This is a genomic window from Amycolatopsis sp. NPDC006125, assembly GCF_040614195.1.
In the GTDB taxonomy this organism is placed as follows: domain Bacteria; phylum Actinomycetota; class Actinomycetes; order Mycobacteriales; family Pseudonocardiaceae; genus Amycolatopsis_E; species Amycolatopsis_E tucumanensis.
Map to the genome: position 1 here is coordinate 49,575 of NZ_JBEXTZ010000020.1, position 24,238 is coordinate 73,812.

A 24,238-nucleotide genomic window follows, 5' to 3' on the forward strand; every position below is an offset into this window, starting at 1 on the left:
ACTACAGGTCAAACTTCTCCCCCAGCGTGGTCGGCACAGAGCGCTGACCTGCGAAAACAGAGAATACCCTGCGTAAGGCGGGACAGTTGCGACACGCTCGGGAAGGTTCAGCGAACAATGCGAACATTCGCGGCTCCACTTTCGCTCCGTCCCCACAGCCCATTGCGCGCGTCCCGCTCCGTCGGCGCGACCTGGCATCGACGGCTAGACGAATGACCCCTTCGGCGTGAACTGTGCGGCCGACGCCGCGCCGACTCGCGAAACATGGCTTCCACAAGTCTGCGCGGATCGTTCAGGTCCATTGAGGAGCCGCTCCTGGCCGATCACCGCGCAGGGCGCTGCTCGCGACTTGCACTCGTCATGTGCCGCGGAATCGGACAGCCCGTACGCCTGGCCACGCAGGTTCGAGTCCTCGGCATTACTGCTTTTGGGCTGTGTGCCAAGAGATGGCCGATCTGATCGCGAACTCGCGAACCGTGACTCGATTCGGCATGGGCCGGAAGAATTTCGTCATATGACCTTCCTGTTCGCGTCCGGAACGTGTCGACGGCCGTGGTCTGCGGCATCCCTCCGCTCGCCGGCACAGGCGGCGTGGCTGCCGGTCCCCCGGGCCCCCCGAGACCAACCGCGCGACGAGCAGACCTTGTCTACGAGCGCAAATCAGCCTCTCTCAACGGAAGAACGCCACGGTGCGCGCCTCCACGCTGGCCCTCGGGGCTGCGTCGGGGCGCGAGGTGGGATCGTCGATCGCGCTGTGCGCCACCGGGAACGGTACCGAGGAGTCGGTGTCCCAGAGGCGGAACAGCAGCGCCTCGTCCGGCTGCATGTCCGGGAAGTAGTACCAGCGCTGGTTCGGGTGGTGCACGAGGTTCAGGCCGATGAACGGCGTCGGCTGGTCCGGTCGTTCGTGGATCGGGACCGGCACGTACTGGTCCAGACCGGTGGTGCGGGCGTCGGCGACAGCGAGAGGAACCCGTTCGACCGGACGGATGCCGCGCCACACGTTGATCTCCGACCAGCGTCCCGCCAGCCACTCGTCGGCCTCGGCGCCCATGGCCCGGCGGATCCAGACCTCGAAGCTCGCGCCGTCGTAGTCGGCGTGCGCCGCGCGCGCCGGTGGGCGTTCGCCCCGCTTCTCGCCGTCCTCGAAGCGCGCCATCGTGTGGAAGACAACGACCTTCACCGCACCGGTCGCCGCCTTGACCAGCTCCTCGAGCTCAGCCGTGTAGACCCGCTCCACCTCCTCGACGTCGGTGAAGTCCTGCACCTTCGTCTGGTGCTCGACCAGAGCGAACCCGTGCACGTCGAGACGGAAGTCCTCGCTGATCGGGCGGGCGTTCGTGATCGTGGTGTCAACGGAGCGGAAGCGGGCTGTGGAAGCAGCGTGCTGGCCGGCGTAGAAGATCCCGGCAGGCTCGGCCGGGTCTGCGTACTGCAGCGGCACCGTCACGGACGAAAGAGCCTGTGTGGTCATAGTTCCTCCTGAAGGTTCGAAGTGTCGGTGCGCGTCCCCTCGGGGAGTGCGCGCAAGGTGGTCGAGGGTGACTCGCCGAAGCGGCGTCGGTAAGCGCCGGCGAAGCGCGGAACGTGGGTGAAGCCCCATCGCAGGGCCACCTCCGTCACCGTCACGCCGGATCCCGGACCGGCGGCGGCGAGCTCGTCGCGGACACGCGCGAGCCGAATGCGCTGAACGTACTCGCGCGGTGAGACGCCGATGTGATCTTGGAAATGGCGTTGCAGCGAGCGAGAGCTCACTCCTGCGTGGCGCGCGAGCCGCTCCAATGACAGGTCGCTGCCGGGCCGGGTCTCGATGAGCTCGACAGCCCGCCGCAGTGGTCCGGGCCGGTGGGCGTAGGCGCGGCTGCCGGCGAGCTGGGCGCTGTAGTTGTGTGGTTGGGCGAGCAGCAGGCCGCTCATCAGAAACGCCGACCAGGGGTTGTCGCCGAGTGTCCAGGCCGCCGCCAGCCCCGTGCCCGTTCCCAGGTCGCCGACCAGCAGAGTCACCGCCCGCGCCCACGTCCCCGCGGCCGGGGCGCGCAGGTCCATCGCGGGGCGGAACACCAACGGCGTCGTGATCGGGCGGTCGAGCAGTTCCTCGAGGCGAGCCTCGAGCGCAGCGCGCTCGATCCGGACGTGGAGCTGCCGGTACTCGGCGCTCAGCCGCATGCTCACCGGCATCGACGGTGAGATGATCCCGCCGGTGTTCCGGTCCACGACGATCTCGTCGGCGCCGCAGGTGATGCGATTGTGCCCGCCCCACGAGAGGTTGACGTCGTAGTAGTCGATCTGCTCGGTCAGCGTCACCCCGAGCTCGGCGCCGCGATGCTGGCCGTAAACCAGCGAGAGTGGACCCAGCGGGGCAACGGCGACATCGGCGGTCACTACGCCGCGTCCGCGGTGCGGGGTCAGCCGGTGCGGGGTGAGGACCTGGGACACCGACGTCCGGAACGCGTCGATGTCGGAGGCGCGCAGCACCGAGTACCGTTCCAGCAAGGCCGAACTCGACATCCGCTCGCCCTCATGCCTTCGCCGGCTCGCGATCGGCGGCGGTGAGGCCCCGATGCGCGGGCACCGCGCCGATCTCGGCGGCCGAGAGCTGCGGCTTGCCGAGCCGGATCGAGAACACCGTGACGACTTGGGCCACCACGATCAGCCCCGCGACCAACCACGGCGCGCCGTCCAGCTGGATGATCAGGGCCGCAGCGAGGAGCGGGGTCGGCCCCGCGACGAGCGCCTGCTGGAGCTCGCGGGACGAGGTGAAGCCCGCGGCGCGCGACTCGGTGCGGAAGAGCACCGGGCCGATCACCAGCTGCGCGACGACGCTCGGGGACCAGCAAACGGCCCAGAGGACTGCGCCCGCGATGACGACCAGGGTCATGTTTCGCGTGCCGAGGAGCGCGAAGTACGGGAACGCCAGCAGAATCCCGGCGATCGCGCCGACGAGGAGGACGGTCTTCGCACTCCAGCGGTCGCACGCCTTTCCCCACAGGGGCAGAGCGACGACACCGGCCACGTACATGACGAGCAGCGCGAGGGCCGTTTGGGAGAAGGTGAGCTTGAGCTGGTTGGCCATGTAGCTGATGCCGAAGGCGTTGGCCACGTACCCGATCACGTTGCTGGCGGTCGGCATGAGGAAGGCCGCGAGGTAGTTCCGTGGGCTCGCGGCGAACGCTGCCCTGATCGCGGCGAGCGGGTTCGCCCGGCTGCGAGCGATGCGCCCTTGGGCGCGCGCCTCCTCGACACGTCGGTACTCCGCGGTCTCTTCCATCCCACGGCGAAGGATGAGCGCGAGCACTGTCAGAATCCCGGCGAACAGGAACGGGATGCGCCAGCCCCATGCCACGAACGCGGCCTGGCCGACCACGAGGTTGATCGCGGCGAAGAAGACCAATGACAGGATCGACCCGGCCATGGTGGCGTTGTAGAGGAACGACGTCTGGAAGCCCTTGGTGCGCGGCCGCGCGGACTCGTTCACATAGACCATCGCGGTGCCGAGCTCGGCACCCGTGCCGAACCCCTGGGCGACCCGGCAGAGGACCAGCAGCACCGGTGCCCAGACTCCGATGGACGCGTACGGCGGGATGAACCCGATCGCCGCGGTGGCCACACCGACCAGCACGATGGAGGCCAGCAGGATCGGGCGCCGGCCCCAGCGGTCGCTCAAGGCGCCGAGCACGATACCGCCGATCGGCCGCGCGATGAAGCCCGCGGCGAACGCGCCGAAGGTCCCGATCGTCGCGGCACTGCCGGCACTCGGCGGGAAGAACAGTGGGGCGAATACGATCCCGGCGACGTAGGCGTAGAGGCCGTAGTCGTACCACTCGATGAAGGTGCCCGCGCTGCCCGCGATGATCGCACGGGCCGAGCGGCGTGACGTGAGTTCACCCGCTTCACGTGGCGGGTCGGTGGGTGTGGCCATGTCTTCCTGATCTCCTTTGACCAGTCATGGGTGGACGGGATGCCGGCGGTCAGCCGACGACGAACGGATCGCGGACTTCGCCCGCGGTCTCGATCCACACCGCTTTCGTGTGGAGGAACTCGTCAACGGCGTGGCGGCCGTTTTCGCGCCCCCAGCCGCTGGCTCCGCTGCCGCCGAAGGGCACGTTCGGCGCGACCGCGCGGTAGCTGTTGACCCACACGGTGCCGGCGCGCAGCCGGGCGGCGACACGATGGGCCCGCCCGACGTCCGAGGTCCACAGGCCGGCCCCGAGGCTGAATTCGGTGCTGTTGGCGACGGCGATCGCCTCCTCCTCGCTCGCGACGTCCAACACGGCCAGCACCGGCCCGAAGACCTCCTTCTGCGCGATTTCGGCGTCGCGCACCACGTCGGTGAGGATCGTCGGCTCCACGAAGAGTCCACCCAGCTCGGGATCACGCCGGCCGCCCGTGACTACAGAGGCGCCTGCCGCGACCGCACGGTCGATGAACCCCAGGACGGTGTCCAGCTGTCGCTGGTTCGCCAGCGGCCCCATCTCCGTGTCGGGCAGGAGTGGGTCGCCCAGCCGGATGGCCTTTGCCCGATCGACTATCAGTCCGAGCAGCTGCTCGCGGACGTCGCGGTGGACCACGAGCCGGGAGCCTGCGATGCAGGTCTGCCCGCCGGCGGCGAAGATGCCGGCGATCACGCCGTTCGCCGCGGCCTCGAGATCGGCGTCCGGCAGGACGACCTGGGCGGACTTGCCGCCCAGCTCCAGCAGGACCGGCGTCAGCCGGGCCCCCGCGCTCGCGGCGATCGCCGCTCCGACCGCCGGCGATCCGGTGAAGGCGATCTTGTCGACGCCCGGGTGGTCGACCAGCGCCCTGCCCAGTTCGGCGCTTTGCCCGGTGATCACGTTCAGCACCCCGGGCGGGAAGCCGGCTTCCTCGAACAGCCGGGCGTACTCCAGGGCGGACACCGGCGTCGACTCCGACGGCTTGACGACGAGCGTGCATCCCGCCGCCAGTGCCGGCGCCAGCTTCCAGTGCAGCAGGGCCAGCGGCGAGTTCCACGGGACGATGGCCGCGATCACGCCCGCCGGCTCTGGGCGGGTGTAGACGAAGTAGTTCGGCTTGGCCGACGGGATGGTGTCGCCGTGGAGCTTGTCGGCGAGTCCCGCGAAGTAGCGTAGCCAGGCCGCCAACCCGGCCGCCTGCTGACGGGTCTCCCTGAGGAGCTTTCCGTTGTCCGTGGTTTCGACGACCGCCAGCCGGTCGGCGTCCCGCTCCACGATGTCCGCCAGCCGCCGCATGAGCGCGGCACGGTCGAATCCGGACAGCTGCCCCCACACGCCGTCGAGCGCGGTCCGCGCCGCGCGGACGGCGGCGTCGATGTCCGCCGCGCCGGCGTCCGGCACCCGCGCCCAGGCCCGCCCCGTGTACGGGTTCACCGTCTCATACGTGGCCCCGGACACCGCCGGCCGCCAGGTCCCGCCCAGCGCGAGCTCGTACTCTCGCATGCTCAGCCGGCCAACGGGAGCACGGTCGCCACCAGCAGCGGGTCGTGGTAGACCTGCGCCAGCTGCACCAGACCGTCGCGCACGTTGAACGCGAAGAGGTAGCTCTGCGGGTAGGGCCGGCCGAAAGCGGTGGCGGTGTCCGCCATCCGGCTGCGTGCCCACACCAGGCCCGGGTCCACCGACGGGAACAGCTCGATGTCAACGTGGGCGCAGCCCGCGAAATTCTCGGCGAACCACTCGGCGCGGGCTCTGAGTTCTTCCTGGCCGCGCCAGGCCGCCTTCGCCTGGTTCGGCGGGGCGAACGGGAACTCGAAGAGCGCATCGTCGGCCCACAGCTCGTCCCGGGACTTCGGGTCCGACAGGTCCGCCGTCAGCCAGGCCTCGACGACGCGCGCACTCTCCGCGGCGGCTGTCGCGGCGGCCTGGTCGAATTCCCGTGGGGGGTCATAGGCGACCGGGGTCCAGCCGGGCAGGCCGGGCGGCGCCTGGCGGAGCAGTGCGCGCTCAAGCACCAAGGAGCTGAAGAACTCCCGGTAGACGACCACCTTCCCGTCCCGCAGGACGAGCTGGTGGACGTACCGCTGCGGGTAGGGCGCCCCGTTGAACGTCTTCTCCTCGGAGCACCGGTTGGTCACCCAGAAGACGTTCGGATCGGCACCCTCGAAAATACGGAGGTCGAGCCGGGAGGCGTCACCCCCGGCCCGCCGGACGGCGTTCTCCTCGCTGTTCCGGCGGATCTCGGCGATACCGGCCCAGCGCGTCTCCTCCAGCACGGCGAACGGCAGTTCCTTCACACCGTCGTCGGCCCACTGGTCGAGGTACTGGTCCCGCTTGTTCGTGTCGATGAACGTCTCGACGGCCTCCCGGTTCTTCCGGCGTAGTTCGGCATCGATCGTCGTCATGGCTCGGCCTCCGTCGTGTACTCGCTTGCTGGCTGGAAACCTTACCAGTCGAGGCTCCGATCGGCCAAGCACTGAATCATGTTCCACATAATCCCTGGTCAACCGCTGTATGAACGGCCACTTGGGGTCGCCGGAGCGAAGGTTGGAGGACACTTCTCCATGCTGCTATTCTGGTAACGTTCCCAGACATTAGACAGAGGAGTCCGATCAACCATGCCGCTCGATGTTTCGCCGGTCGCGGCGGAAATCCCCACGTTGACGGGACTGACCATCCGCAAGATCGAGACCGTTCCGATCCGCGTTCCGCTGGCCCGGGTGTTCCGCGGCAGCTACTACCAGATGAGCCACCGTTCGACCATCGTCACCCGCGTGTACACGGAGGAAGGGATCGTCGGCGAAGCCTACGCCGGCGACGAGGACGCGGCCCTTCTGGAGATCGACGCGATCATTCACCGCGAGATCGAGCCGCGGCTGATCGGCCAGGACGCGATGGCGGTCGAACGCTGCTGGTCGCTCGCGCGCCCCGCAACCTTCGACATCCTGCGAGACCGGCGGCTCGGCTTGGTCGCGTGCGCGTGCGTGGACAGCGCGATCTGGGACGCCGTGGGCAAACTGGTGGGCCAGCCGCTGTGGCGGCTCTGGGGTGGATACCGCAACGCCGTGCCGATGATCTCGATCGGTGGCTACTACGACAGTCCGCTCAGCATCGAGGACGAGATCGCCGTCCTGAAGGAGCGGGGCTTGGCCGGAATGAAGTTCAAGGTGGGCGGCGCGGACCCGGTCGAGGACGCCGAGCGGTTCCGGCGCGCCCGCGAGGCTGCCGGCCCGGGCTTCATCCTGGCCGCCGACGCCAATCAGGGCTGGACCGTGCAGGACGCGATCACTTTCACCCGCCGGGTCGCCGACCTCGACCTGCACTGGCTGGAGGAACCCTGCCAGTGGCACAACGACCGGCGCGCGATGCGGGACGTCCGGTACGCCACCGGGGTGCGCGTGTGCGCGGGCCAGAGCGAGTACTCGGCCGGCGGTGCCCGCGATCTGATGGTCGCCGGCGCGATCGACGTCTGCAACTTCGACGCGTCGTGGACGGGCGGGCCAACCGAGTGGCGCCGGGTCGCCGGGATGGCGGCTGCCTTCGACGTGCAGATGGCTCACCACGAGGAGCCCCAGCTCTCAAGCCACCTCCTCGCCTCGATCCCGCACGGCCTCTACGCGGAGTGCTTCGATCCGCAGCGGGACCCGATCTGGTGGAACCTGATCGCGAACCGGCCGTCGCTGGTCGACGGCGTCATCACGCTGCCCGACCGGCCCGGACTGGGCTGGGAGCTCGACGAGGACTACATCCGCTTTCACCGCGTCGAGGCCGGGTAGCAGCACGCGGCGGGCGCCGCCCCTCAGGCGCCGGCGGTCTCGCGGACCGGGACGACGCTCGCCCGGGGAACGAACTGCGTGGGGTGGACGGTGGTGACTGGGCCCTCTTCGGGATCCTGGATGCGACGGAGGAGCAGCCCAGCCGCCGTCCGCCCCAGCTGGTGGGTGTCACGCCGCACGACCGCGATGGGTGGATCGTGCATCTCTGTCAAATCGGTCTCGTCGCAGCTGATCAGCGACAGGTCCGCCCCGACCACCACGCGGCGCGACCGCAGTTCGCGCAAGCATCCCTTGAGCAGCTGGTTCCCGCCGACGACCAGGGCGGTCGGCCGCTCCCGCATGTCCAGCAGCCGCGAGGTCGCCGCCTGGCCGTGATCGGCATCGAGCGGGCCCTGGACGATGTTGTAGGTGGGAGGCAGGCCCCGCTCGGCGTACGCCTCCTCCACGCCTTGCCGCCGCATGCGCGCGAATCGCGCGTGCCCGCCCAGGATGCACCCGATCCGCCGGTGTCCGAGATCGAGCAGATGGGCGATGGCCGCACGCATCCCCCCGCGGTGGTCGCACAGCACCGCGCTCGGCATGAGCTGCTCGCCCGAATCGTCGAGCTCCCGGTCGATCAGCACCAACGGCGCCTGGATGGTCCGAAGAGCCGCCAGTACGCCGGCATCGTCCTCCGCGCTGAGCGACAGGAGCAGTCCGTCCACGTGCCGGTCCTGGAAAAGCAGGATGTTCTGCGCCTCGAGTTCGGGATCGTTCATCGAGTTCACGAACAGGAGGGAGTAGCCGGCACGGCGGAGCTCGCTCTCCGCGCCGAGACTGATCTCGGACAACAGTGGATTGGAGATGTCACCGATCACCAGCCCGACCGACATCGTGGGCCCACCACGAAGTCCACGCGCGAAGATGTCCGGCCGGTAGCCGATCTCGTCGACCGCCGCCATGACCCGGTCACGCATTTTCACGCTCACGTCCGGGTGACCCGAAAGAACGCGGGAAACGGAAGAGACACCGACACCTGCGCGTTCCGCGACGTCCTTGAGACCCGGCCTCGTCTGCCCCATGCGCACATCGTACGGGCCGCCTCAGGCGGCCAGACAAACCAGGAGGAAACCCATGACGCGATGGACACAACGCCCGGAAGGCTCGAACTGGGGCGAGTTCGGTGACGACGACCAGCTCGGCCGCCTGAACCTGATCACAGCCGAACGGCGCCTCGCCGCCACCCGGGAGGTTCGGGAAGGGATCGCCTTCCCGCTCAGCCTCCCGCTCGACTTCCCTCGTGGCGAGTACGCCGCTGGGCCGCGCAAGCCACCGGTGCTCAGCAGCACCCCGCTCGGCCACAACCACCGCTTCCTACCCACCGTGCCCGACGTCGTCAGCGACGACCTCGCAGTCCTCCACCTGCAGTACTCGACCCAGTGGGACTCCTTCGCCCACCACGGGGCCGTCTTCGATCTCGACGGCACCGGCGAGCCTGCGATCTGCTACTACAACGGTTACCGGGCGGACATCGACGTGGTCGGCGCCCCGGACGGCTCAGTGCCACCGCACGCCGGCGCGCTCGGCATCGAAACCATCGCCCAGACCGGGGTTCAGGGCCGAGGTGTGCTGATCGACCTGGAACAGGCGGTCGGCCATCAGCGCGTCGCCGTCGGCTACGAGATGCTCATGGAGATCATGGAAGCGCAGGACGTGACCGTCGAGGCCGGTGACATCCTGTGCCTCCACACCGGACTCACCGCGATCATGCTCGACCTCGGCGACGACCTGACACAGGAGACGCTGGACGGCACCTGTGCCGTACTGGACAGCCAGGACCACCGCCTGCTGCAGTGGATCACCGACTGCGGGCTCTCGGCGATCGTGGCCGACAACGTCGCGGTGGAGCCCTTCAGCCTGAACCCGGCCCCTGGGGCTGAGTCCGTGCTCCCGCTGCACACCCACTGCCTCTTCAAGCAGGGAATACCGCTGGGCGAGATGTGGTATCTGGCGGACCTCGCTCGATGGCTGCGGCAGCACGAGCGGGCCCGCTTCCTGCTGACGGCGCCCCCGCTTCGGCTCCCCGGTGCCGTCGGCTCTCCGGTCAGCGGCGTCGCAACCGTCTAGCCGGGAACTCGCGTCGCGAGGTGGATCGGGCCGGCGCGAAACGGATCGGCACACCCCGGCTTCCGGCCTACCGTCCACGTCGATTCGAAGGAGCGCAACCGCTCCGGGCCGACGGGAGAACTCATCGTGAACCACGACTACGACGTTGCGGTCGTCGGATACGGCCCCTCCGGGCTCGTTCTGGCATCCGTCCTGGGCAAGGCCGGGCATTCGGTGGTGGTGTTCGAGCGCTGGCCCGCGCTGTACGGTCTGCCGCGCCTGACGCACATCGACGGCGAGACCGCGCGCATCGTCCAGGCCGTCGGTGACCTCGACCACGCCCTCCGGGACGCGCTTCCCCTGTCGAGCTACCGGTACCTCAACGGTTCGGGCGAACTGCTCCTCGAACTGGATTGGAGTGGCAGCTCATGCGGTCATCCCGCGCACCTGTCGATCTACCAGCCCGACATCGAGGACGCGATCGACTCCCACGTGCGGGCGTCGGGCCACGTCGAGGTCAACCAGGGCTGGGCGGTGGTCGCTGTCCGGCCCCACGACGACGGCGTCGAACTGGCCGCGCGGCCGTGGACCCAGTCCCGCACCGGTCAGTGGTCGCATGGCGGCGAGGAACGGGGCGTCACCGCGAAATACCTGGTGGGCGCGGATGGCGCCAACAGCTTCGTCCGCGCCTCGCTCGGCATCGAGCGCACCGACAACGGTGTCGACGACCGGTGGCTCAACCTCGACACCGAGCGGCTGCGGCCGCTGCCCGACCGATTCATGAGCCTCACCCAGTACTGCGACCCGGTCCGCGGCTCAATGCACATGCCGATCGGAAAGAGCCGGCAACGGTTCGAGCTGGCGGTCCTGCGTGGTGAGGACGCCGCCGAGTTCGAACGCCCCGAGTTCGCCTGGGCGTGGCTGCGGGAGACCCACGGCCTCGGGCCGGATGACGTCCGGATCCTGCGCCAGGTGGTGTACACCTTCGAGGGCAGGATCGCCGAGACCTGGCGGCACGGCCGGGTGTTCCTGATCGGCGACGCGGCGCACACCACCCCGCCCTACATGGGGCAAGGCGCCTGCTCCGGAATGCGAGACGGGCTCACCCTGGGCTGGAAGCTGGACCTCGTCCTAAGCGGCCTCGCCGGCGATGAGCTGCTGGACACCTACGAAGCCGAGCGCCGCCCCCACGCCACCGCGATCACGGAGATCTCCAGCGCGCTGGGGCGCGTGGCGAACACTCACGACCCCGCCGCCGCGGCCGCTCGCGACCAGGCGTTCCGTGACGGCACCGCACCGCCACCGCCGCCGTTCCCGACGCTCGATGCCGGAGTCGTCCACCACGGACCGGACGGGCGACCGGCCCCGCTGGCCGGGACCCTGGCTCCCCAGGGAATCGTGAGCAAGGACGGGGTGAAGGGCCGGTTCGACGACGTCGTAGGACGGGGATTCAGCCTGGTCAGCGCGACCGACCCGCGGCCGGTGCTGTCCCCGGCCCACCGGGGCTTCCTCGACCGCCTCGGCGTCGTCATCGCGGTACCCGGTACGGATGTCGACGACGTGGATGGCACCTACGCCGCGTTCCTGCGGGACAACGAGGTGGAGGCGTTCATCGGACGGCCGGACTTCCACCTGTTCTGGGCTGGTGCCCTCGCCGACCTCCCGGCGGCTGTCGACGACCTCCGGACCCGCCTGCACTGGCTCGGCGACGGCCGGACCACCACGGCCGAACTCCCTCCGGCCGAGGTGCTCTGGCGGGCGATGCCGCCGACGCGGATGCTCGACTACGGCATGGACTTCGGCGACGTGCTCGAACTTCAGCGCCTCACCTCCGCCGGAACGGCTTGGGATGCCGCAGCCGAGGGACTTGCCGACCGCCACCTTCGGCGCGCGGCCGACGCCGCCCGGGATGGCTGGACGGTGAGCGCGGACGAGGCGTACCGAGCGGCGGTCGCCTGCCTGGTGTTCGCCCAGATGGCGTTCAACTCCGACAGTGACCGCAAGCGTGCGCTCTACTCCCGGCTGACGGCTACCGTCTCCGCGAGAGCCGCGGCCTTGTCCGCCGCCGAGACGCGGAAGACCGGAGCGTTGCGGCCGCCGCGCTGCCAGGAGGTGGAGATTCCCTTCGCGGACGGCCGGATGTTCGGCTGGCTGCTGCTGCCGCGCGGCCCGGTGCTGGGCACGGTCGTCGTCTTCGGCGGCCAAAGTGGATGGGGCCCGGCGTACCTCCGGCAAGCCGACGCCCTGAACCGCCGCGGTCTCGCGGCGCTTCTGGCCGAGGGGCCGGGGCAGGGCCGGACACGGCTCGAGGGAGGAGTCCTGCTGGACGCCGACGTGCGCGCCGCGTACCGGACCTTCGTCGATCACCTCGTCGAGCGCGAGGACCTCGGCCCCGTCGGCCTGTGGGGCAACAGCAACGGCGGGTTGTATGCCGCCACCACGGCCGCGTCCGACCCGCGCGTCGCGGCTGTGTGCGTCAACGGTGCTCCGGCCCGGCCACGGCTGCTCACCTTCCGCACATACCTCGAGCAGGCTGCCGCAATGCTCGGCACGGGCGACCAGGCTTCGATCCAGAACAACTTCGACCGGATCGCACTACGGTCCGAAGATCGCATCGACTGCCCCGTGCTGGTCCTGCACGGCGGGCAGGACCCCCTCGTCAGCCTCGACGAACAACAGCCGTTCCTCGATGCCGCTACTCATCACGGCGACGTCACCCTGAGGGTGTGGGACGACGGCGAGCACACGATCTACAACCACTCGAGCGAACGCAGCGCCCTCGTCGCGGACTGGTTCACAGCCAAGCTCGCCGACCGCAAGCGAGGTGCTTGATGGATCTCAACGACGAAACCGTCCTCGGCGCGGTCCTGACCAGCTTCGCCGACACCCCGGACCCACGGCTGAAAGCGATTCTCGAAACGATCACCCGCCACATCCATGCCGCGGTCCGGGAACTGCGGCTCACGAACCGGGAATGGGAACAGGCCATCGAGTTCCTGACCGCGGTCGGGCACAAGACCGACGAGACGCGGCAGGAGTTCGTACTGCTGTCCGACGTTCTCGGCATCTCGATGCTCGTCGAGACGATCAACGGCGGCGACCTGGGCACCGAGTCGACGGTTCTGGGCCCCTTCCACATGGTCGACTCCCCTCTCCGGAAGCTCGGCGACTCCATCGACCTGATCGGGACGGGCACGCCCTGTGTGATCACAGGATCGGTGGCCGACCTCGACGGCAGGCCCCTGGGCGGGGCCACGATCGACGTCTGGCAATGCGACGAGAACGGTTTCTACGACGTCCAGCAGCCCGACAGCCAGCCCGCCGGCAACGGTCGCGGGTTCTTCCACACCGACGAACACGGCGAGTTCTGGTTCCGCACGGTCGTGCCGAGCCACTACCCGATCCCGACCGACGGGCCCGTCGGCGCACTGCTCGCCGCAACCGCCCGGCACCCCTACCGGCCCGCGCACATCCACGTGATCGCCGATGCCGCCGGCCACGAACCGCTGACCACGCACATGTTCGTCGCGAATGGACCCTATGTGGACAGCGACGCGGTCTTCGCGGTTCGTTCGAGTTTGGTCACCGACTTCACCGAGGTGACCGACCCAGCAGAGGCCGAGCGGTTCGGAGTCACCACGCCCTTCCGCCGGGCACGGTTCGACATCCGGCTGAGGCGGGCCGTCACGTGAGCGCTGCGGTCTACGAGACTCTGCCGGCACGCGTCGTCTTCGGCGCGGGCTCAGTCGCCCGGCTGGCCGAAGAGACAAACCACGTCGGCCTGCGCCGAATCCTCGTGCTGTCCACGCCCACTCAGCACGATCTCGCCAGACGTGCGACGGCCATCCTGGGAGACCGCGCCGTCGGCGTCTTTCAACGGGCACGGATGCACGTCCCACTGGCTACGGTCATCGACGCCGTCGAGGTCGCCACCGAACTGGGGGCCGACGGCTGCGTCGCCGCCGGCGGCGGCTCGACGATCGGCTTGGCCAAGGCCCTGTCCCTGCGCGCCGGCCTGCCCTACGTCGCGTTGCCGACGACCTACGCGGGATCCGAGATGACCCCGGTCTGGGGAATCACCGAGGACTCCCGCAAACAGACCGGACGGGATCGTTCGGTTCTGCCCCGGGCCGTGATCTACGACCCGGAACTGACGGCGACGGTACCCGCCGCCGTCGCCGCCACCAGTGGACTCAACGCGATCGCCCACGCGGTGGAAGCGCTGTACGCACCGGACAGTTCCCCGCCAGTAGCGGCCATGGCGGAACGCGGAATCCGCGACCTCGCCGAGGCGCTACCAGTTCTCCGTACCGGCGCATCCGACGGTGCCGCACGGGCGACCGCACTGGAGGGCGCGTGGCTGTGCGGAGCCTGCCTCGGCGCGACGACGATGGGCCTCCACCACAAGCTCTGCCACGTGCTCGGCGGCATGCTCGACCTGCCCCACGCCGAGACGCACGCCGTGATGCTGCCGCACGTCGCCGCGTTCAACCTGCCCGCAGCACCACACGCGGCTGCGGCTGTGACGCGAGCACTCGACGCACCCGTCGCCGTAGCCGCCCTGCACAAGCTGGTCACCGAACTGGGCGCCCCCACCAGCCTCGCTGAGCTCGGGGTCAGCCGGGCTCAGCTCCGCGCAATCGCTGAAGAAACACTGACCGCGCCCTACGCCAACCCCCGCCCGGCCGACCTTCGGGACCTCACCGACCTCCTCGAAGCAGCCTGGTCCGGCAACTCCGCCTGATCGAGAGTGCGGACGAACCACTACCTGAGCCATCGACCTCAACCAACTCGGGTGACATGCCTTGCCGCGTCAGGTCCACGACGAGTCCTCACGCAGCTGCAACCCTGGCTTGTGTCGCACCCTGCACGGCACGCCAGCACCGCCGCCTCGGCATGGCAGCCGCATAGACGTCGGCTGGCCGCAGATGAGGTGCCAACCGCCGGTGTACTCGTTGCGGGCGAGGAACACTCGGTCCCCGCTGTCCGCAGTGGCCTGGACCGTCCGGTTGGCGTAGGTGCGCTCGACGGTGTAACGGTCGACAACATCGGGCACCGTGTCATCAACAAGCATCCAGCGCTTGACTTCCAGCACCGCGCCGAGAGCTGGCGACGTGGTCATCTCGCACTGCCACTGTTCAGCAGCCTCCGCTTCCTCGCGTGCCTTTCGGGCCGCCGCGTCAGCCCGCTCGATCTCCCATCGCGAGCGCCCCTGAGACCGCTTGCTGTGCGTTCCGCACGGCTGCTGATTCTTGTTCACACACTGCTCGCCGGGCGCAGCCTGGCAACGAATTTGGTCTCACCGTAGGTGACGGACTCAAAACCAACCACCAGCTCAGTGATGGGACCGTACTTGCGAACCGCCTCAGCCGGGAACAACCGGTCAGTAACGGTCACCCAGCCATGCTCAGTCCACTCCCGCCCCGTCACGGGATCGCCAACTCGCGCCCACGCAATAGGCTCGCCGCACCAACCGTCACGCAAACCTCGCCACTCATGACCCCCATCCTGCCCCGGCGACCCCAGCAGGGCACCGCGCCGGCGGACCGTGGCAGCTGTGTGCATCACCGATCGAGCTTGGCCACCTACATGTCCTTTGTCGGCCCGGTGGCCGTCCGCACCAGCGATCACGGTCCAGCCCGCACCATCGAGCTCTGGATCTCGCGGAGATCTCGGGGGCTCGTCAGGCGCTGCGCAAGTCGATCTGAGGTGTGCACACGACCTGGAGTTTGTGCCGCTGGGTGTCCAGTCCACGGCCGCGCCGGGGCCCCTGACGTGAGGGCGGACAGCGGCTTGGGCTCGCTGTTGGTAGACCAGGCCCAGGTCCTGGAAGTCGTGGCGCCATTCGTAGGGCTTTCCCCCCGATGAGCGCATGTCAGACAAACGCGAACGTGTTTGCATGGTTGCGTCTTCGATTCAAATCAGTTGGCCAAGAAGCAGCCGAGCGGGAGCCGTTAGGCGACCCCACTTGCCACCGGAAGCATGATCCACTCCAGAATCGCTCCTGCACGCGCCTGCTGATCTTGAAATCGACGAGGCTGAGCGACCACGAATGAAACACGAAAAAGCCCGCTGACCTGGGCTTTCACCCAGAGCCAGGGGGCTCCCACAGACCGTCGGGCTGACAGGATTTGAACCTGCGACCCCTTGACCTTATTCGCCCCTCTCCCGGCCTGGCGCTGACTCCTTCGATGGCCGCTGACCTGCGGTTTTTCCTCTCAACGCTTGCCGGTGCCTGTCATGCCCTGGATGTGTCGTGTGGCATGAATGTGGTATCCCCAGCGACCGCCACACGAACTCCTCAGAGCGACTCCGTATCCACTGGCGCTACCGCTCGATAGACAGCGATAGGAACAATGGTGAAGCCTGGATGCTGCGGGATGTTGAGAAATCCTAGACGCCCGAACTGCGAGAGAGTTGTGCTCATTTGTCTAATAAAGTTCCCGCGATTAAACTTTTCAGCAGTCCCTTGCATGAAATTTTCGAACTGCTGCTCCGGCGTTTCTTCCGCGGTTTGAACACTTCCACCACTAGAATAGTGGCCTATCGTGCCAACGATAGTCCAGGGCTGACTGTCCAGGCCAAAATTCGCCGCGACGACGTCCGGATCGGCATCGAGGTATCGCCGTTCTCGTTGAAGTCGGGCAGCCATAGAGACGGATCCATCGCCGCCGCTACTAAATGCATACATATTCAAGCCAGGAGGTACAATTCCCCGGATTGTGCGCATTAGGGCACGGACGTAATCCGTAGAAATGCCAATGTCAGATCCGAAGTCGTACATCCGCGATTCGACATCAGCGGCGCCGAGGTCGGGAATCTCGGCGCCTTTGGGGCCGCGAATTTGCAATATCGCCTCTTCAATCGCCTGCTCAGAGGTGTCAGGCAAGGCGCGCATCGCGGCCGCGAGGACCTCCGATCCGAACCACTGCACGCCGTTGATCGTGAGCGAAAGGTTGAGAAAAGATTCCGTCAGGTACTGACTGTCCAACAAGTAACAATCAGCGGTGAGGCGAACTAAAGATCCCTCCGGATGTTTCTTTTTTAGTTCGTCGTGCAACCCAGGGTTGTCAGCTCGGAACGATTCACTAACATCTTGTAGCCAAGCGCCTTCTAGGACGGCTTCAAGATCGGGGAAAAGACTGTCCAGCACGGACCGTTGCGTAATGACTTCTCGGCTATTTTCTGCGCCGAGACCGATCGCTTTATCCCACCCCAAGTTCCTCTTGCCACCGGTCTTCTCGGACAAACTGGTATCTTCTGGGACGCCCCACTCAAGCTGTCCGGCGATTGACTTCACTTTGTCGACATCTAGATATAGGTAGTCGCGCAGGATCGGAACTGGCTCTTTTCTTGAACTCATGCGTACTATCTCGCAAGATAGGCGTTCCGCGTTACGAGGCTGTCCCGCCCCTGCAAGACCTGCGCTTGGTGGTCATCCCGTCGCCTGATGGCGTCTCGATCACGCCGCGCTGGGGCCGCAACCTCCGTGCTCATCCGCCGGCCGAACTTGCCAACCTTGCGGCCCCAGCGCGGCGTGATAGCCATCAGGTCAGGCGACGGGATGACCACCAAGCGCCCACCCTGCCAGCGCAACCGGGCCTGCACTCCCCTGGTCATCCTGGAGCCTGCCTGCCCGGCGAGGGCATCTTTCAGCGTTGCACTGGCGGCCCCTTCGGGATAGAGCCGCTGGCCTCCTCACGCCCCCGCAGCCCGCGGAGGACCGGCCGCCAGGCCGCATGCCTCCGCTTGGGCTGCGGGCAAAGGCGCTGAGGCCAGCGGCCCCGGAGGGGCCGCCTTGAACAAGTAAGGAAACTCTGAACACGCGTGCTCACCAACCGGCCGGACAGGTCGAACCAACAGGCGGAAGCTCGTAGACCGGAGTGAAGGTCGCCGAGCACTGCCGACGTTCTAGACCTCCGGCGGACCGCCGCACTGGACAAGCGGGCAGCCTGACAACGGCGAACAACGAGAACCGCCCCGTGTGGCATGAATGTGGCATGCCCCGGGGCGGTTCTTGTGTAGAAAAAGCGAAAGCGGCCCGTCTACCTGCGTAAACGGACCGCTGCCGGTCGGGCTGACAGGATTTGAACCTGCGACCCCTTGACCCCCAGTCAAGTGCGCTACCAAACTGCGCCACAGCCCGGCCGTCGTCTCCCCGAGGGGCGGCGACGGGGGATAGCTTATTACGGACCGCACACAGCCCGGTAGCGGGGTGCCCTCAAGTCGCTGGCCTGCGAGGATCCGCGGGACCGCACCCCCAGGACGGTCCCACGTCCCCTCAGCCGAGGGGCGCCCACGTGCCCCAAACCGCGGACGAACCCACGTCCCGGCCGCACCCCAGGACGGTCCCACACCCCGAGAGCCGCCCCGGCCATGGACCAGCCCGCGTCCCCACTCGTGCACGGCCACACCCCACGACGTGTCCCACACCCCGAGGGCCGCCCCGGCCGGGGACGAACCCAGGAGGACCCGCGGCCCCGCCCGCCCAAGAATCAGCGCCTCAGACGTGTGCGGCCAGCCGCTTCTGGAGATCCGGCGCCTCGGCCAGCGCCTCCTGCACCCAGGTCGCCGCCAGGCCCGTGAACAGCTCCCTCGGCGCGGCCGACCAGTCGAGCGGCCCAAAGGGCGGCTCGGGGTCGTACTCGACTCCGAACTGGAGGATCTTCGCGACGTCCTCGTTGCTGAAGCGCGCCGCCAGGTGCAGGGCCATGTCGATCCCCGCGGACACGCCCGCCGCGGTCAGTACCGCGCCCTCGTCGACCCAGCGGCGCTTCACGGGTGTCGCGCCGAACTCGCGCAGCGCCTCCAGGAACGACCAGTGCGTGGTGGCCTCCCGGCCCTCCAACAGGCCGGCCGCGCCCAGGATCAGCGCGCCCGTGCAGACCGACGCCGTCACGGTCGCCTGCGCACTCGCCGAGCGGACGTACTCCAGCAGCCGCTCGTTCGTCAGCGCCCGCAGCGTGCCGGCCTGCCCACCGGGCACCACCAGGGCGTACGGCGCCGGCACGTCATCAAAAGTGCGGTCCGCGCCCAGCGACACGACCGCGTCCGTGGCGACCGGTTCCAGCGTCTCGGCCACCACCGCGGTCTCGAACGACGGGTCGGCCTGCCGCAACGAGGACAGGACCTGGAGCGGGCCGATCAGGTCGAGGGGCGTGAGCCCGGGGTACAGCAGGAAAGCGATCGTCTTCATGCGTCGCAGCGTGGCCCGCCCGACGACCCCGATAAGCCCGGATGTCCGAAAACCTGGGATCGTCGTCGCACGGACGGCTACCCTTGCGCCATGCGCCGGATGGTCATCGTCGGGTACGAGGAAGCCGCCCTGCTGGACATCGCGTGCCCGGCGGACGTCCTCGACGCCGCCAACCGCTACGGCGCCACCCCGGCCTACGACATCACCCTGGCCAGCCTCGACGGCCGCCCGATCCGCTGCCAGAACACCCTCACGCTGGCCGCCCAGGCCCGGCTCGACCGGCTCCGCGGCCCGGTCGACACCCTGATCGTCGCGGGCGGCACGGGGCACGCGAAAGCCGCCGCGGACGTCAAGCTGACCACCCACGTGCGCCGGGTCGCCGCGTCGGCCAGGCGGGTCGCGTCGGTCTGCACGGGGACCTCGGTGCTCGCCGCGGCGGGCCTGCTCAACGGGCGGCGCGCGACCACGCACTGGATGTGGGCCGGCATGCTCGCCCGGCAGTACCCCGACGTCACCATCGACCCAGCGCCGCTGTTCATCCAGGACGGCAACGTGCACACCGCCGCGGGCGTGACGAGCGGCCTGGACCTGACGCTGTCGTTCGTCGAGGCCGATCACGGGCCCAGCCTGGCGCGCGAGGTGGCGCGCGGGCTGGTCACGTACCTGCAGCGGCCGGGCAACCAGGCGCAGGTGAGCATGTTCCTCGCCGCGCCGCCGCCCGAGCACCGCCTGGTGGCCGACCTGGCGGCCCACATCACCGCGCACCCGGACGGCGATTTGTCGCCCCGGACGCTGGCGGAACGGGCGGGGCTGAGCGAGCGGCAGCTGACGAGGCTGTTCCAGGAGCACCTCGGAACGCCGCCGGGCCGGTTCGTCAGACGCGCCCGGACCGAGGCCGCGTCGCAGTTGCTGGCCACCACGGACCTGCCGCTGACCGCCGTCGCGCGGCGGTGCGGGTTCAGCTCGGCCGAGACGCTGCGGCAGGCGTTCGTGGAGCTGTGCGGGACACCGCCGTCGGCGTACCGGCGGGTGCACCAGCGGGCCGGAGCCGCCTGAACCCCGCTACGTCACGGAGCCATTCGCACCCCGCAACGCCGCCAACAGCAGGCTCGCGTCCCGCAGCGCTGCCAGCGTGCCACTGCCCGCGGGGAACATCGCGTGCGCGACGTCGCCGAGCAGCGACACCGGTCTCGCGGGCCAGCAGCGTGCGGAAGGGACGTCCGCAGGGGCAGGAAGACCAGCGACGGCACCCAGACGCCCGCGATGATCTCACCGAGCACCGGGCGCCAGTCCCGGCTCTGCTCGCGCGCGACCGCCAGCAGGGCCGTCCGCCCGGTCCGGGTCGTCGCGGAATTCCTGCCACCCCAAGGCCATGCTGCGGCGCATGCCGTAGTGGATGATCCGGCCGAGCCCGGCGGTGAGCACCTGGCGGAAGGTGAGCTGTTCGGTCATCAGCAGCGGCGGGCCGCCGGGCAGTCCGCTGGTCTCCCGGTACAGGCGGGGGCAGGCAGTCCCGCAGGAGGTGGTCGGCCTCCGGATCGAGGTGGATCCGGTAGCCCTGACCGGGGGCGAACGGGTGCGGGTCGCGCTCGTACACGGCGACGCCGTGCAGGCCCCGCGCGAGGGCCAGCCGCCCAGCCCGGCGCCGACGATGGTCACGCGGCAGCTCCCGAATGGCGGGGTGAGCAACACGATGATCAACACCGATGCCGGCGGGCCTAGATTGGGCTCATGCGGGCCGTAGTGATCGACTCCCACGGAAGCTTCGGCTTGGAGCGGCGTCCGGAACCGGTCGCGGCGCCGGGGAGCGTGGTGGTCCGGGTGCGCGCCGCCGGCCTCAACGCCGCTGATCTGCAGCAGGCGCGGGGTGACTACCCGGCACCGCCGGGATGGCCGGCCGACGTGCCCGGCCTGGAGGTCGCCGGCGAGGTCGAGCAGGTCGGGCCCGGGATCACGGACATCGCGCCAGGGGACCGCGTCATGGCGCTGGTCGGCGGTGGTGGCCACGCCGAGCGGATCGCGGTCCCCGCCGATCTGCTGCTGCCCGTGCCGGATGGCCTGCCGTGGGAGGAGGCCGCCGGATTCCCCGAGGCGTTCAGCACCGCGTGGGACGCCCTGGTCACCCAGGCGCGGATCCGGGCAGGCGACCGGGTGCTGATCACCGGCGCGGCGGGCGGGGTGGGCACGGCCATGGTGCAGGTCGCCGCGATCTCCGGCGCCCACACCGTCGCCAGCGTGCGCCGTCCGGAACTCCACCACCGCGTGCGGGCGCTCGCTCCGGACGGGCGGATCGGCGTCGTGACCCCGGACCAGGAGGCCGCCCACGCGCCGTACGACGTGATCGTCGAACTGGTCGGCGGCGACGACTGCCTGCGGCGGATCGGCCTGCTCCGCAGCCGCGGCAAGGTTCTCGTCGTCGGGGTCCAGGCCGGGAGCACGGCGCCGCTGCGGATGTTCGACCTCATGCTCGCGCGCGCCCAGCTGATCGGCACCACCATCCGCGGGCGCTCACCCGCCGAGAAGGCTCTCCTCGCCGCCACCGTGCGCACGTCGGTGCTGCCCCTGCTGGCCGAGGGGCGCCTGCGGGTGCCCGTCGACGCTGCCTTCCCGCTCGGCCAGTTCGCCGACGCCTACGCCCGCCTCGCCCAGCCGGGCAAGTTCGGCAAGATCATCCTGCTGCCCTGACGATCTCTCACCCGCCGGGAGCGGGCACCACGCCGCGAGCGGGCGTTACCGAATCTCTACAGTAGGGCCTGATGCGCAAATACCTGTGGCTGGTCCCGGTGCCCTGTGCGGTCTGGCTCTTCTTCGCGGTGCAGGGCATGATGCACTACCTGCCCACCCGCCCCCAGATCGACCTCGAGGTCTACCGCTACGGCGTGCAGGCCTGGTGGGACGGCCGCGACATGTACGGCACGCTGCCGGAGGTCGCCAACGGCGCGGAACTGCCGTTCGTCTACCCGCCGTTCGCCGCGCTGCTGCTGTCGCCGCTGGCGATGCTGCCGTGGGACGCCTCCGTGGTGACCCTGTACATCCTCAACGGCCTCAGCATGTTCGTCACCGTCTACCTGGTCGCCCGCGCGGTCCGGCCGCAGCTCGGGCGGGACGGGGGCGTCGCCGTCGCGTCGGTCGTCCTCCCGCTGACCGTCTTCCTCGAGCCGGTGAGCCAGACGTTCGGCTTCGGGCAGGTCAGCATCATCATGATGGCCCTGGTCACGATCGACTGCCTGGCCGGGCGCACCCTCTGGCCGCGCGGCTTCGGCATCGGGCTGGCGGCGGCCCTCAAGCTCACCCCGGCCGCGTTCGTGTTGTTCTTCCTGATCCGCCGCGACTACCGGTCGGCCATCACCTCGGCCATCACGTTCGGCGTCGCCACCGTGATCGGGTTCGTCGCGGACTTCGGCGGCTCCATCCACTACTGGTTCCAGGGCGGCCTGAGCGGCGGCGGTGTCAGCGGCACCGCGTTCGCCACCAACCAGGCCATCGAGGCGGTCATCGTGCGCACCGGGCTGACCGGCGCGGCCGAGAAGGCCGTGTGGATCGTCCTGGTGCTCGCCCTGCTGGCGCTGGTCGCGAACGCGATGCGCCGCGCCGAGCCCGCACTCGCGTTGATGGCCAACGCCGGCCTGGCCCTGCTCGTCTCCCCCACCTCGTGGTCGCACTACTACGTGTGGGTGGTCCCGGCACTGGTCGTGGTGCTCGGTGTCACCGTGCGCCGCGCGCTGGACCGCTCCTGGCTCGCCGTGGCCTGGTTCGCCTGGGGCGCGCTGACCGCGGTGTTCTTCGTCTGGGCGCCGTTCCACAACCTGCCGGAGACCGACTTCCCGGTCGTGCACCGGGATTGGACGTTCCCCGAGCAGCTGTCCGCCGCCACCTACGTCCTGGTCGGCGTCGCCCTGCTGCTGGCCTTCGCGATCCCCCGCCAGAAGGACCGCGAGCTGTCGATGCCGGTCACGCCCGCAAGGCGCCCCGCCGGCGCTGCCAATCGGTGACCGCCCCACAACCGGCCGCCAGTTCGGCCCGCAGCAACGCCTCCTGCTGAGCCGCGACCTCGTCACCCAGCAGCTTCGCCACGCGGTCCAGCCCGGACAGCGCCTCCCACGGCGCCTCCGGCAGCGCGCCCAGCACCTCCCCCGGGGGCGGCAGCGGCAGCGCCTCCTCGATGCCCGCCCGGCCCGCCGCGAGCAGCGCCGCGACCACCAGGTGCGGTTGCGCGTCGGCGCCGGCGAACCGGAACTCCAGCCGGAGCGACGCGTCCCGCCCGGCCATGCGCACCGACGCCGTCCGGTCGTCGACACCCCACCGCAGCTCCCGCGGCGAGAACGGCGCCGTCCGCAACCGCACGTAGCTGTTCCAGGTGGGCGCCCACACCGGCGCGAGCGCCGCCGCGTCCCGCAGCACCCCGGCGAGGAACGACGCCATCACCGGCGACAACGCGGTCCCGTCCCCCGACGCCGGCTCACCCGCGACGGAAGACAGCGACAGGTGCACGTGGCACGAACACCCCTGCCCCGGCTCCGGCGCCGCCAGATAGGCCGCGGACACCCCGTGCTCCGCGGCCACCGACCGCACGATCAACTGCTGCAACAAGGCGTCGTCACACGCGGCGAGCGCATCCCGGTGCCGCAACACGATTTCGTACTGCCCGGGATGGCACTCGGCACGCGCGGACTCCACGCCCAGCCCGGACCGCTCCAGCGCCACCCGGAGATCGCGCAGCAGCGGCCGCATCCGCTCGGTCCCACCGACGGCGTAGTCCACCCCGTGCGTGCTCAGCGGCCCGTCGGCGTCGCTGAACACGACCTCGTGCTCGAGCCCCGCGGACGGCACGTACCCGAGCGATTCCAGCGCCGTCAGCTGCTCGGTCAGGACCCGGCGCGGAGCTGCCCGCGCCGGTTCGCCGTCCGGCCACTCGACGTCGCACACGATGCCGCACACCCCGTCCGGCAACGCGGTGATCGTCGCCAGATCGGGCCGCATCCGCAGGTCGCCGTAGCCGTCGACGTAGCGGGCCAGCGGGCTGTCCGCGCCGAGCGGCAGCGCCTCCCGCTCGACGTCCCAGGCGAAGACATACGTGCAGATCCCGTAGCCGCCGGTGAGCACCTCCTCGGTCACGAACCGCCCGGACAGCTCGACCGCGGCGAACCGGGCGTGCGGGTCGGGCACCAGCAGCAGCACCCGCGGCACGTCGCCCCGGTCCAGCGCCGCGCGCATGCCCCGCGCGGCCGCCTCCCGCTCGGCGAGCGTGC

Annotated in this window: 19 protein-coding genes and 1 tRNA gene; 8 read left to right on the top strand and 12 right to left on the bottom strand. The window is 69.4% G+C overall.

Annotated features, from left to right (window positions below; translation table 11 throughout):
- Positions 1–670: 670 nt before the first annotated feature.
- Genes ABZ193_RS12990 through ABZ193_RS13010 form a run of 5 tightly spaced genes read right to left on the bottom strand, consistent with a single transcriptional unit; the run spans position 671 to position 6,337 of the window.
- Positions 671–1,474, bottom strand: a complete 804-nt coding sequence (locus ABZ193_RS12990) for a CmcJ/NvfI family oxidoreductase (RefSeq protein ID WP_237336899.1) — start codon at positions 1,472–1,474, stop codon at positions 671–673.
- A complete protein-coding gene (locus tag ABZ193_RS12995) occupies positions 1,471–2,508 on the bottom strand; it encodes a helix-turn-helix domain-containing protein (protein WP_354709981.1) in 1,038 nt (345 codons plus the stop codon). Before ABZ193_RS12995 ends, ABZ193_RS12990 begins: the two co-directional genes overlap by 4 nt.
- A 10-nt stretch (positions 2,509–2,518) precedes the next feature.
- Entirely contained in the window at positions 2,519–3,919 is a 1,401-nt protein-coding gene (locus tag ABZ193_RS13000) for an MFS transporter (RefSeq protein ID WP_354709982.1), read from the bottom strand.
- Between the two features lie 49 nt (positions 3,920–3,968).
- Entirely contained in the window at positions 3,969–5,435 is a 1,467-nt protein-coding gene (locus tag ABZ193_RS13005) for an aldehyde dehydrogenase (RefSeq protein ID WP_237336896.1), read from the bottom strand.
- Positions 5,436–5,437: 2 nt separating this feature from the next.
- Complete coding sequence (locus tag ABZ193_RS13010) at positions 5,438–6,337, bottom strand: PhzA/PhzB family protein (protein WP_237336895.1); 900 nt, start codon at positions 6,335–6,337, stop codon at positions 5,438–5,440.
- Between the two features lie 213 nt (positions 6,338–6,550).
- On the opposite strand from ABZ193_RS13010, the gene ABZ193_RS13015 reads away from it, so the two are divergent.
- On the top strand, positions 6,551–7,708 hold the full coding sequence (locus ABZ193_RS13015) for a mandelate racemase/muconate lactonizing enzyme family protein (RefSeq protein WP_237336894.1): 1,158 nt from the start codon (positions 6,551–6,553) through the stop codon (positions 7,706–7,708).
- 23 nt (positions 7,709–7,731) lie between these two features.
- Here ABZ193_RS13015 and ABZ193_RS13020 read toward each other — a convergent pair whose 3' ends face one another.
- Positions 7,732–8,769, bottom strand: coding sequence for a LacI family DNA-binding transcriptional regulator (locus ABZ193_RS13020; protein ID WP_084022780.1), 1,038 nt, complete (start codon positions 8,767–8,769; stop codon positions 7,732–7,734).
- A gap of 52 nt (positions 8,770–8,821) precedes the next feature.
- Here ABZ193_RS13020 and ABZ193_RS13025 point away from each other — a divergent pair, with 52 nt between their 5' ends.
- The 4 genes from ABZ193_RS13025 to ABZ193_RS13040 all read left to right on the top strand — a co-directional run bounded on the left by ABZ193_RS13025 (position 8,822) and on the right by ABZ193_RS13040 (position 14,537).
- Positions 8,822–9,814 carry a cyclase family protein gene (locus ABZ193_RS13025; protein ID WP_354709984.1) on the top strand — a complete coding sequence of 331 codons (993 nt, stop codon included), beginning with the start codon at positions 8,822–8,824 and terminating at the stop codon, positions 9,812–9,814.
- Between the two features lie 126 nt (positions 9,815–9,940).
- Complete coding sequence (locus ABZ193_RS13030; RefSeq protein ID WP_354709985.1) at positions 9,941–12,625, top strand: bifunctional 3-(3-hydroxy-phenyl)propionate/3-hydroxycinnamic acid hydroxylase; 2,685 nt, start codon at positions 9,941–9,943, stop codon at positions 12,623–12,625.
- Positions 12,625–13,485 (top strand): dioxygenase, encoded by an 861-nt coding sequence (locus ABZ193_RS13035; RefSeq protein WP_354709987.1) that lies wholly within the window; start codon positions 12,625–12,627, stop codon positions 13,483–13,485. The genes ABZ193_RS13030 and ABZ193_RS13035 overlap by 1 nt, the downstream gene beginning before the upstream one ends.
- Entirely contained in the window at positions 13,482–14,537 is a 1,056-nt protein-coding gene (locus ABZ193_RS13040) for a maleylacetate reductase (RefSeq protein WP_354709988.1), read from the top strand. The genes ABZ193_RS13035 and ABZ193_RS13040 overlap by 4 nt, the downstream gene beginning before the upstream one ends.
- A 69-nt stretch (positions 14,538–14,606) precedes the next feature.
- Here the strand turns inward: ABZ193_RS13040 and ABZ193_RS13045 are convergent, their stop codons facing one another.
- From ABZ193_RS13045 to ABZ193_RS13060, 4 genes are all read right to left on the bottom strand, one after another.
- Positions 14,607–15,053 (bottom strand): hypothetical protein, encoded by a 447-nt coding sequence (locus ABZ193_RS13045; RefSeq protein WP_354709989.1) that lies wholly within the window; start codon positions 15,051–15,053, stop codon positions 14,607–14,609.
- Positions 15,054–16,094: 1,041 nt separating this feature from the next.
- Positions 16,095–17,156, bottom strand: coding sequence for a hypothetical protein (locus ABZ193_RS13050; protein WP_354709991.1), 1,062 nt, complete (start codon positions 17,154–17,156; stop codon positions 16,095–16,097).
- A 709-nt stretch (positions 17,157–17,865) separates the two neighbouring features.
- A tRNA-Pro gene (locus ABZ193_RS13055) sits at positions 17,866–17,939 on the bottom strand.
- A gap of 357 nt (positions 17,940–18,296) precedes the next feature.
- Entirely contained in the window at positions 18,297–18,989 is a 693-nt protein-coding gene (locus ABZ193_RS13060; protein WP_354709992.1) for a DJ-1/PfpI family protein, read from the bottom strand.
- Between the two features lie 99 nt (positions 18,990–19,088).
- Between ABZ193_RS13060 and ABZ193_RS13065 the strand changes: the two genes are divergently transcribed.
- Positions 19,089–20,045, top strand: a complete 957-nt coding sequence (locus ABZ193_RS13065) for a helix-turn-helix domain-containing protein (RefSeq protein ID WP_354710021.1) — start codon at positions 19,089–19,091, stop codon at positions 20,043–20,045.
- A gap of 213 nt (positions 20,046–20,258) precedes the next feature.
- Here the strand turns inward: ABZ193_RS13065 and ABZ193_RS13070 are convergent, their stop codons facing one another.
- Positions 20,259–20,648 (bottom strand): hypothetical protein, encoded by a 390-nt coding sequence (locus ABZ193_RS13070; RefSeq protein ID WP_354709994.1) that lies wholly within the window; start codon positions 20,646–20,648, stop codon positions 20,259–20,261.
- A 72-nt stretch (positions 20,649–20,720) separates the two neighbouring features.
- Between ABZ193_RS13070 and ABZ193_RS13075 the strand changes: the two genes are divergently transcribed.
- Together ABZ193_RS13075 and ABZ193_RS13080 are read left to right on the top strand one after the other, a co-directional pair.
- Positions 20,721–21,674, top strand: coding sequence for a zinc-binding dehydrogenase (locus ABZ193_RS13075; RefSeq protein ID WP_354709996.1), 954 nt, complete (start codon positions 20,721–20,723; stop codon positions 21,672–21,674).
- A 71-nt stretch (positions 21,675–21,745) separates the two neighbouring features.
- On the top strand, positions 21,746–22,981 hold the full coding sequence (locus tag ABZ193_RS13080) for a glycosyltransferase family 87 protein (RefSeq protein WP_354709997.1): 1,236 nt from the start codon (positions 21,746–21,748) through the stop codon (positions 22,979–22,981).
- On the opposite strand, the gene ABZ193_RS13085 is transcribed toward ABZ193_RS13080, so the two are convergent.
- Positions 22,941–24,203 (bottom strand): glutamine synthetase, encoded by a 1,263-nt coding sequence (locus ABZ193_RS13085; RefSeq protein WP_354710022.1) that lies wholly within the window; start codon positions 24,201–24,203, stop codon positions 22,941–22,943. The two genes, ABZ193_RS13080 and ABZ193_RS13085, sit on opposite strands and share 41 nt — an antisense overlap.
- Positions 24,204–24,238: the final 35 nt, after the last annotated feature.

Excerpts from the sequence above, each read along its gene's own strand:
- ABZ193_RS12990 (WP_237336899.1), bottom strand. The coding sequence starts at position 1,474 with ATGACCACACAGGCTCTTTCGTCCGTGACGGTGCCGCTGCAGTACGCA.
- ABZ193_RS12995 (WP_354709981.1), bottom strand. The coding sequence starts at position 2,508 with ATGTCGAGTTCGGCCTTGCTGGAACGGTACTCGGTGCTGCGCGCCTCC.
- ABZ193_RS13000 (WP_354709982.1), bottom strand. The coding sequence starts at position 3,919 with ATGGCCACACCCACCGACCCGCCACGTGAAGCGGGTGAACTCACGTCA.
- ABZ193_RS13005 (WP_237336896.1), bottom strand. The coding sequence starts at position 5,435 with ATGCGAGAGTACGAGCTCGCGCTGGGCGGGACCTGGCGGCCGGCGGTG.
- ABZ193_RS13010 (WP_237336895.1), bottom strand. The coding sequence starts at position 6,337 with ATGACGACGATCGATGCCGAACTACGCCGGAAGAACCGGGAGGCCGTC.
- ABZ193_RS13015 (WP_237336894.1), top strand. The coding sequence starts at position 6,551 with ATGCCGCTCGATGTTTCGCCGGTCGCGGCGGAAATCCCCACGTTGACG.
- ABZ193_RS13020 (WP_084022780.1), bottom strand. The coding sequence starts at position 8,769 with ATGGGGCAGACGAGGCCGGGTCTCAAGGACGTCGCGGAACGCGCAGGT.
- ABZ193_RS13025 (WP_354709984.1), top strand. The coding sequence starts at position 8,822 with ATGACGCGATGGACACAACGCCCGGAAGGCTCGAACTGGGGCGAGTTC.
- ABZ193_RS13035 (WP_354709987.1), top strand. The coding sequence starts at position 12,625 with ATGGATCTCAACGACGAAACCGTCCTCGGCGCGGTCCTGACCAGCTTC.
- ABZ193_RS13050 (WP_354709991.1), bottom strand. The coding sequence starts at position 17,156 with ATGAGTTCAAGAAAAGAGCCAGTTCCGATCCTGCGCGACTACCTATAT.
- ABZ193_RS13060 (WP_354709992.1), bottom strand. The coding sequence starts at position 18,989 with ATGAAGACGATCGCTTTCCTGCTGTACCCCGGGCTCACGCCCCTCGAC.
- ABZ193_RS13065 (WP_354710021.1), top strand. The coding sequence starts at position 19,089 with ATGGTCATCGTCGGGTACGAGGAAGCCGCCCTGCTGGACATCGCGTGC.
- ABZ193_RS13075 (WP_354709996.1), top strand. The coding sequence starts at position 20,721 with ATGCGGGCCGTAGTGATCGACTCCCACGGAAGCTTCGGCTTGGAGCGG.
- ABZ193_RS13080 (WP_354709997.1), top strand. The coding sequence starts at position 21,746 with ATGCGCAAATACCTGTGGCTGGTCCCGGTGCCCTGTGCGGTCTGGCTC.
- ABZ193_RS13085 (WP_354710022.1), bottom strand. The coding sequence starts at position 24,203 with ATGCGCGCGGCGCTGGACCGGGGCGACGTGCCGCGGGTGCTGCTGCTG.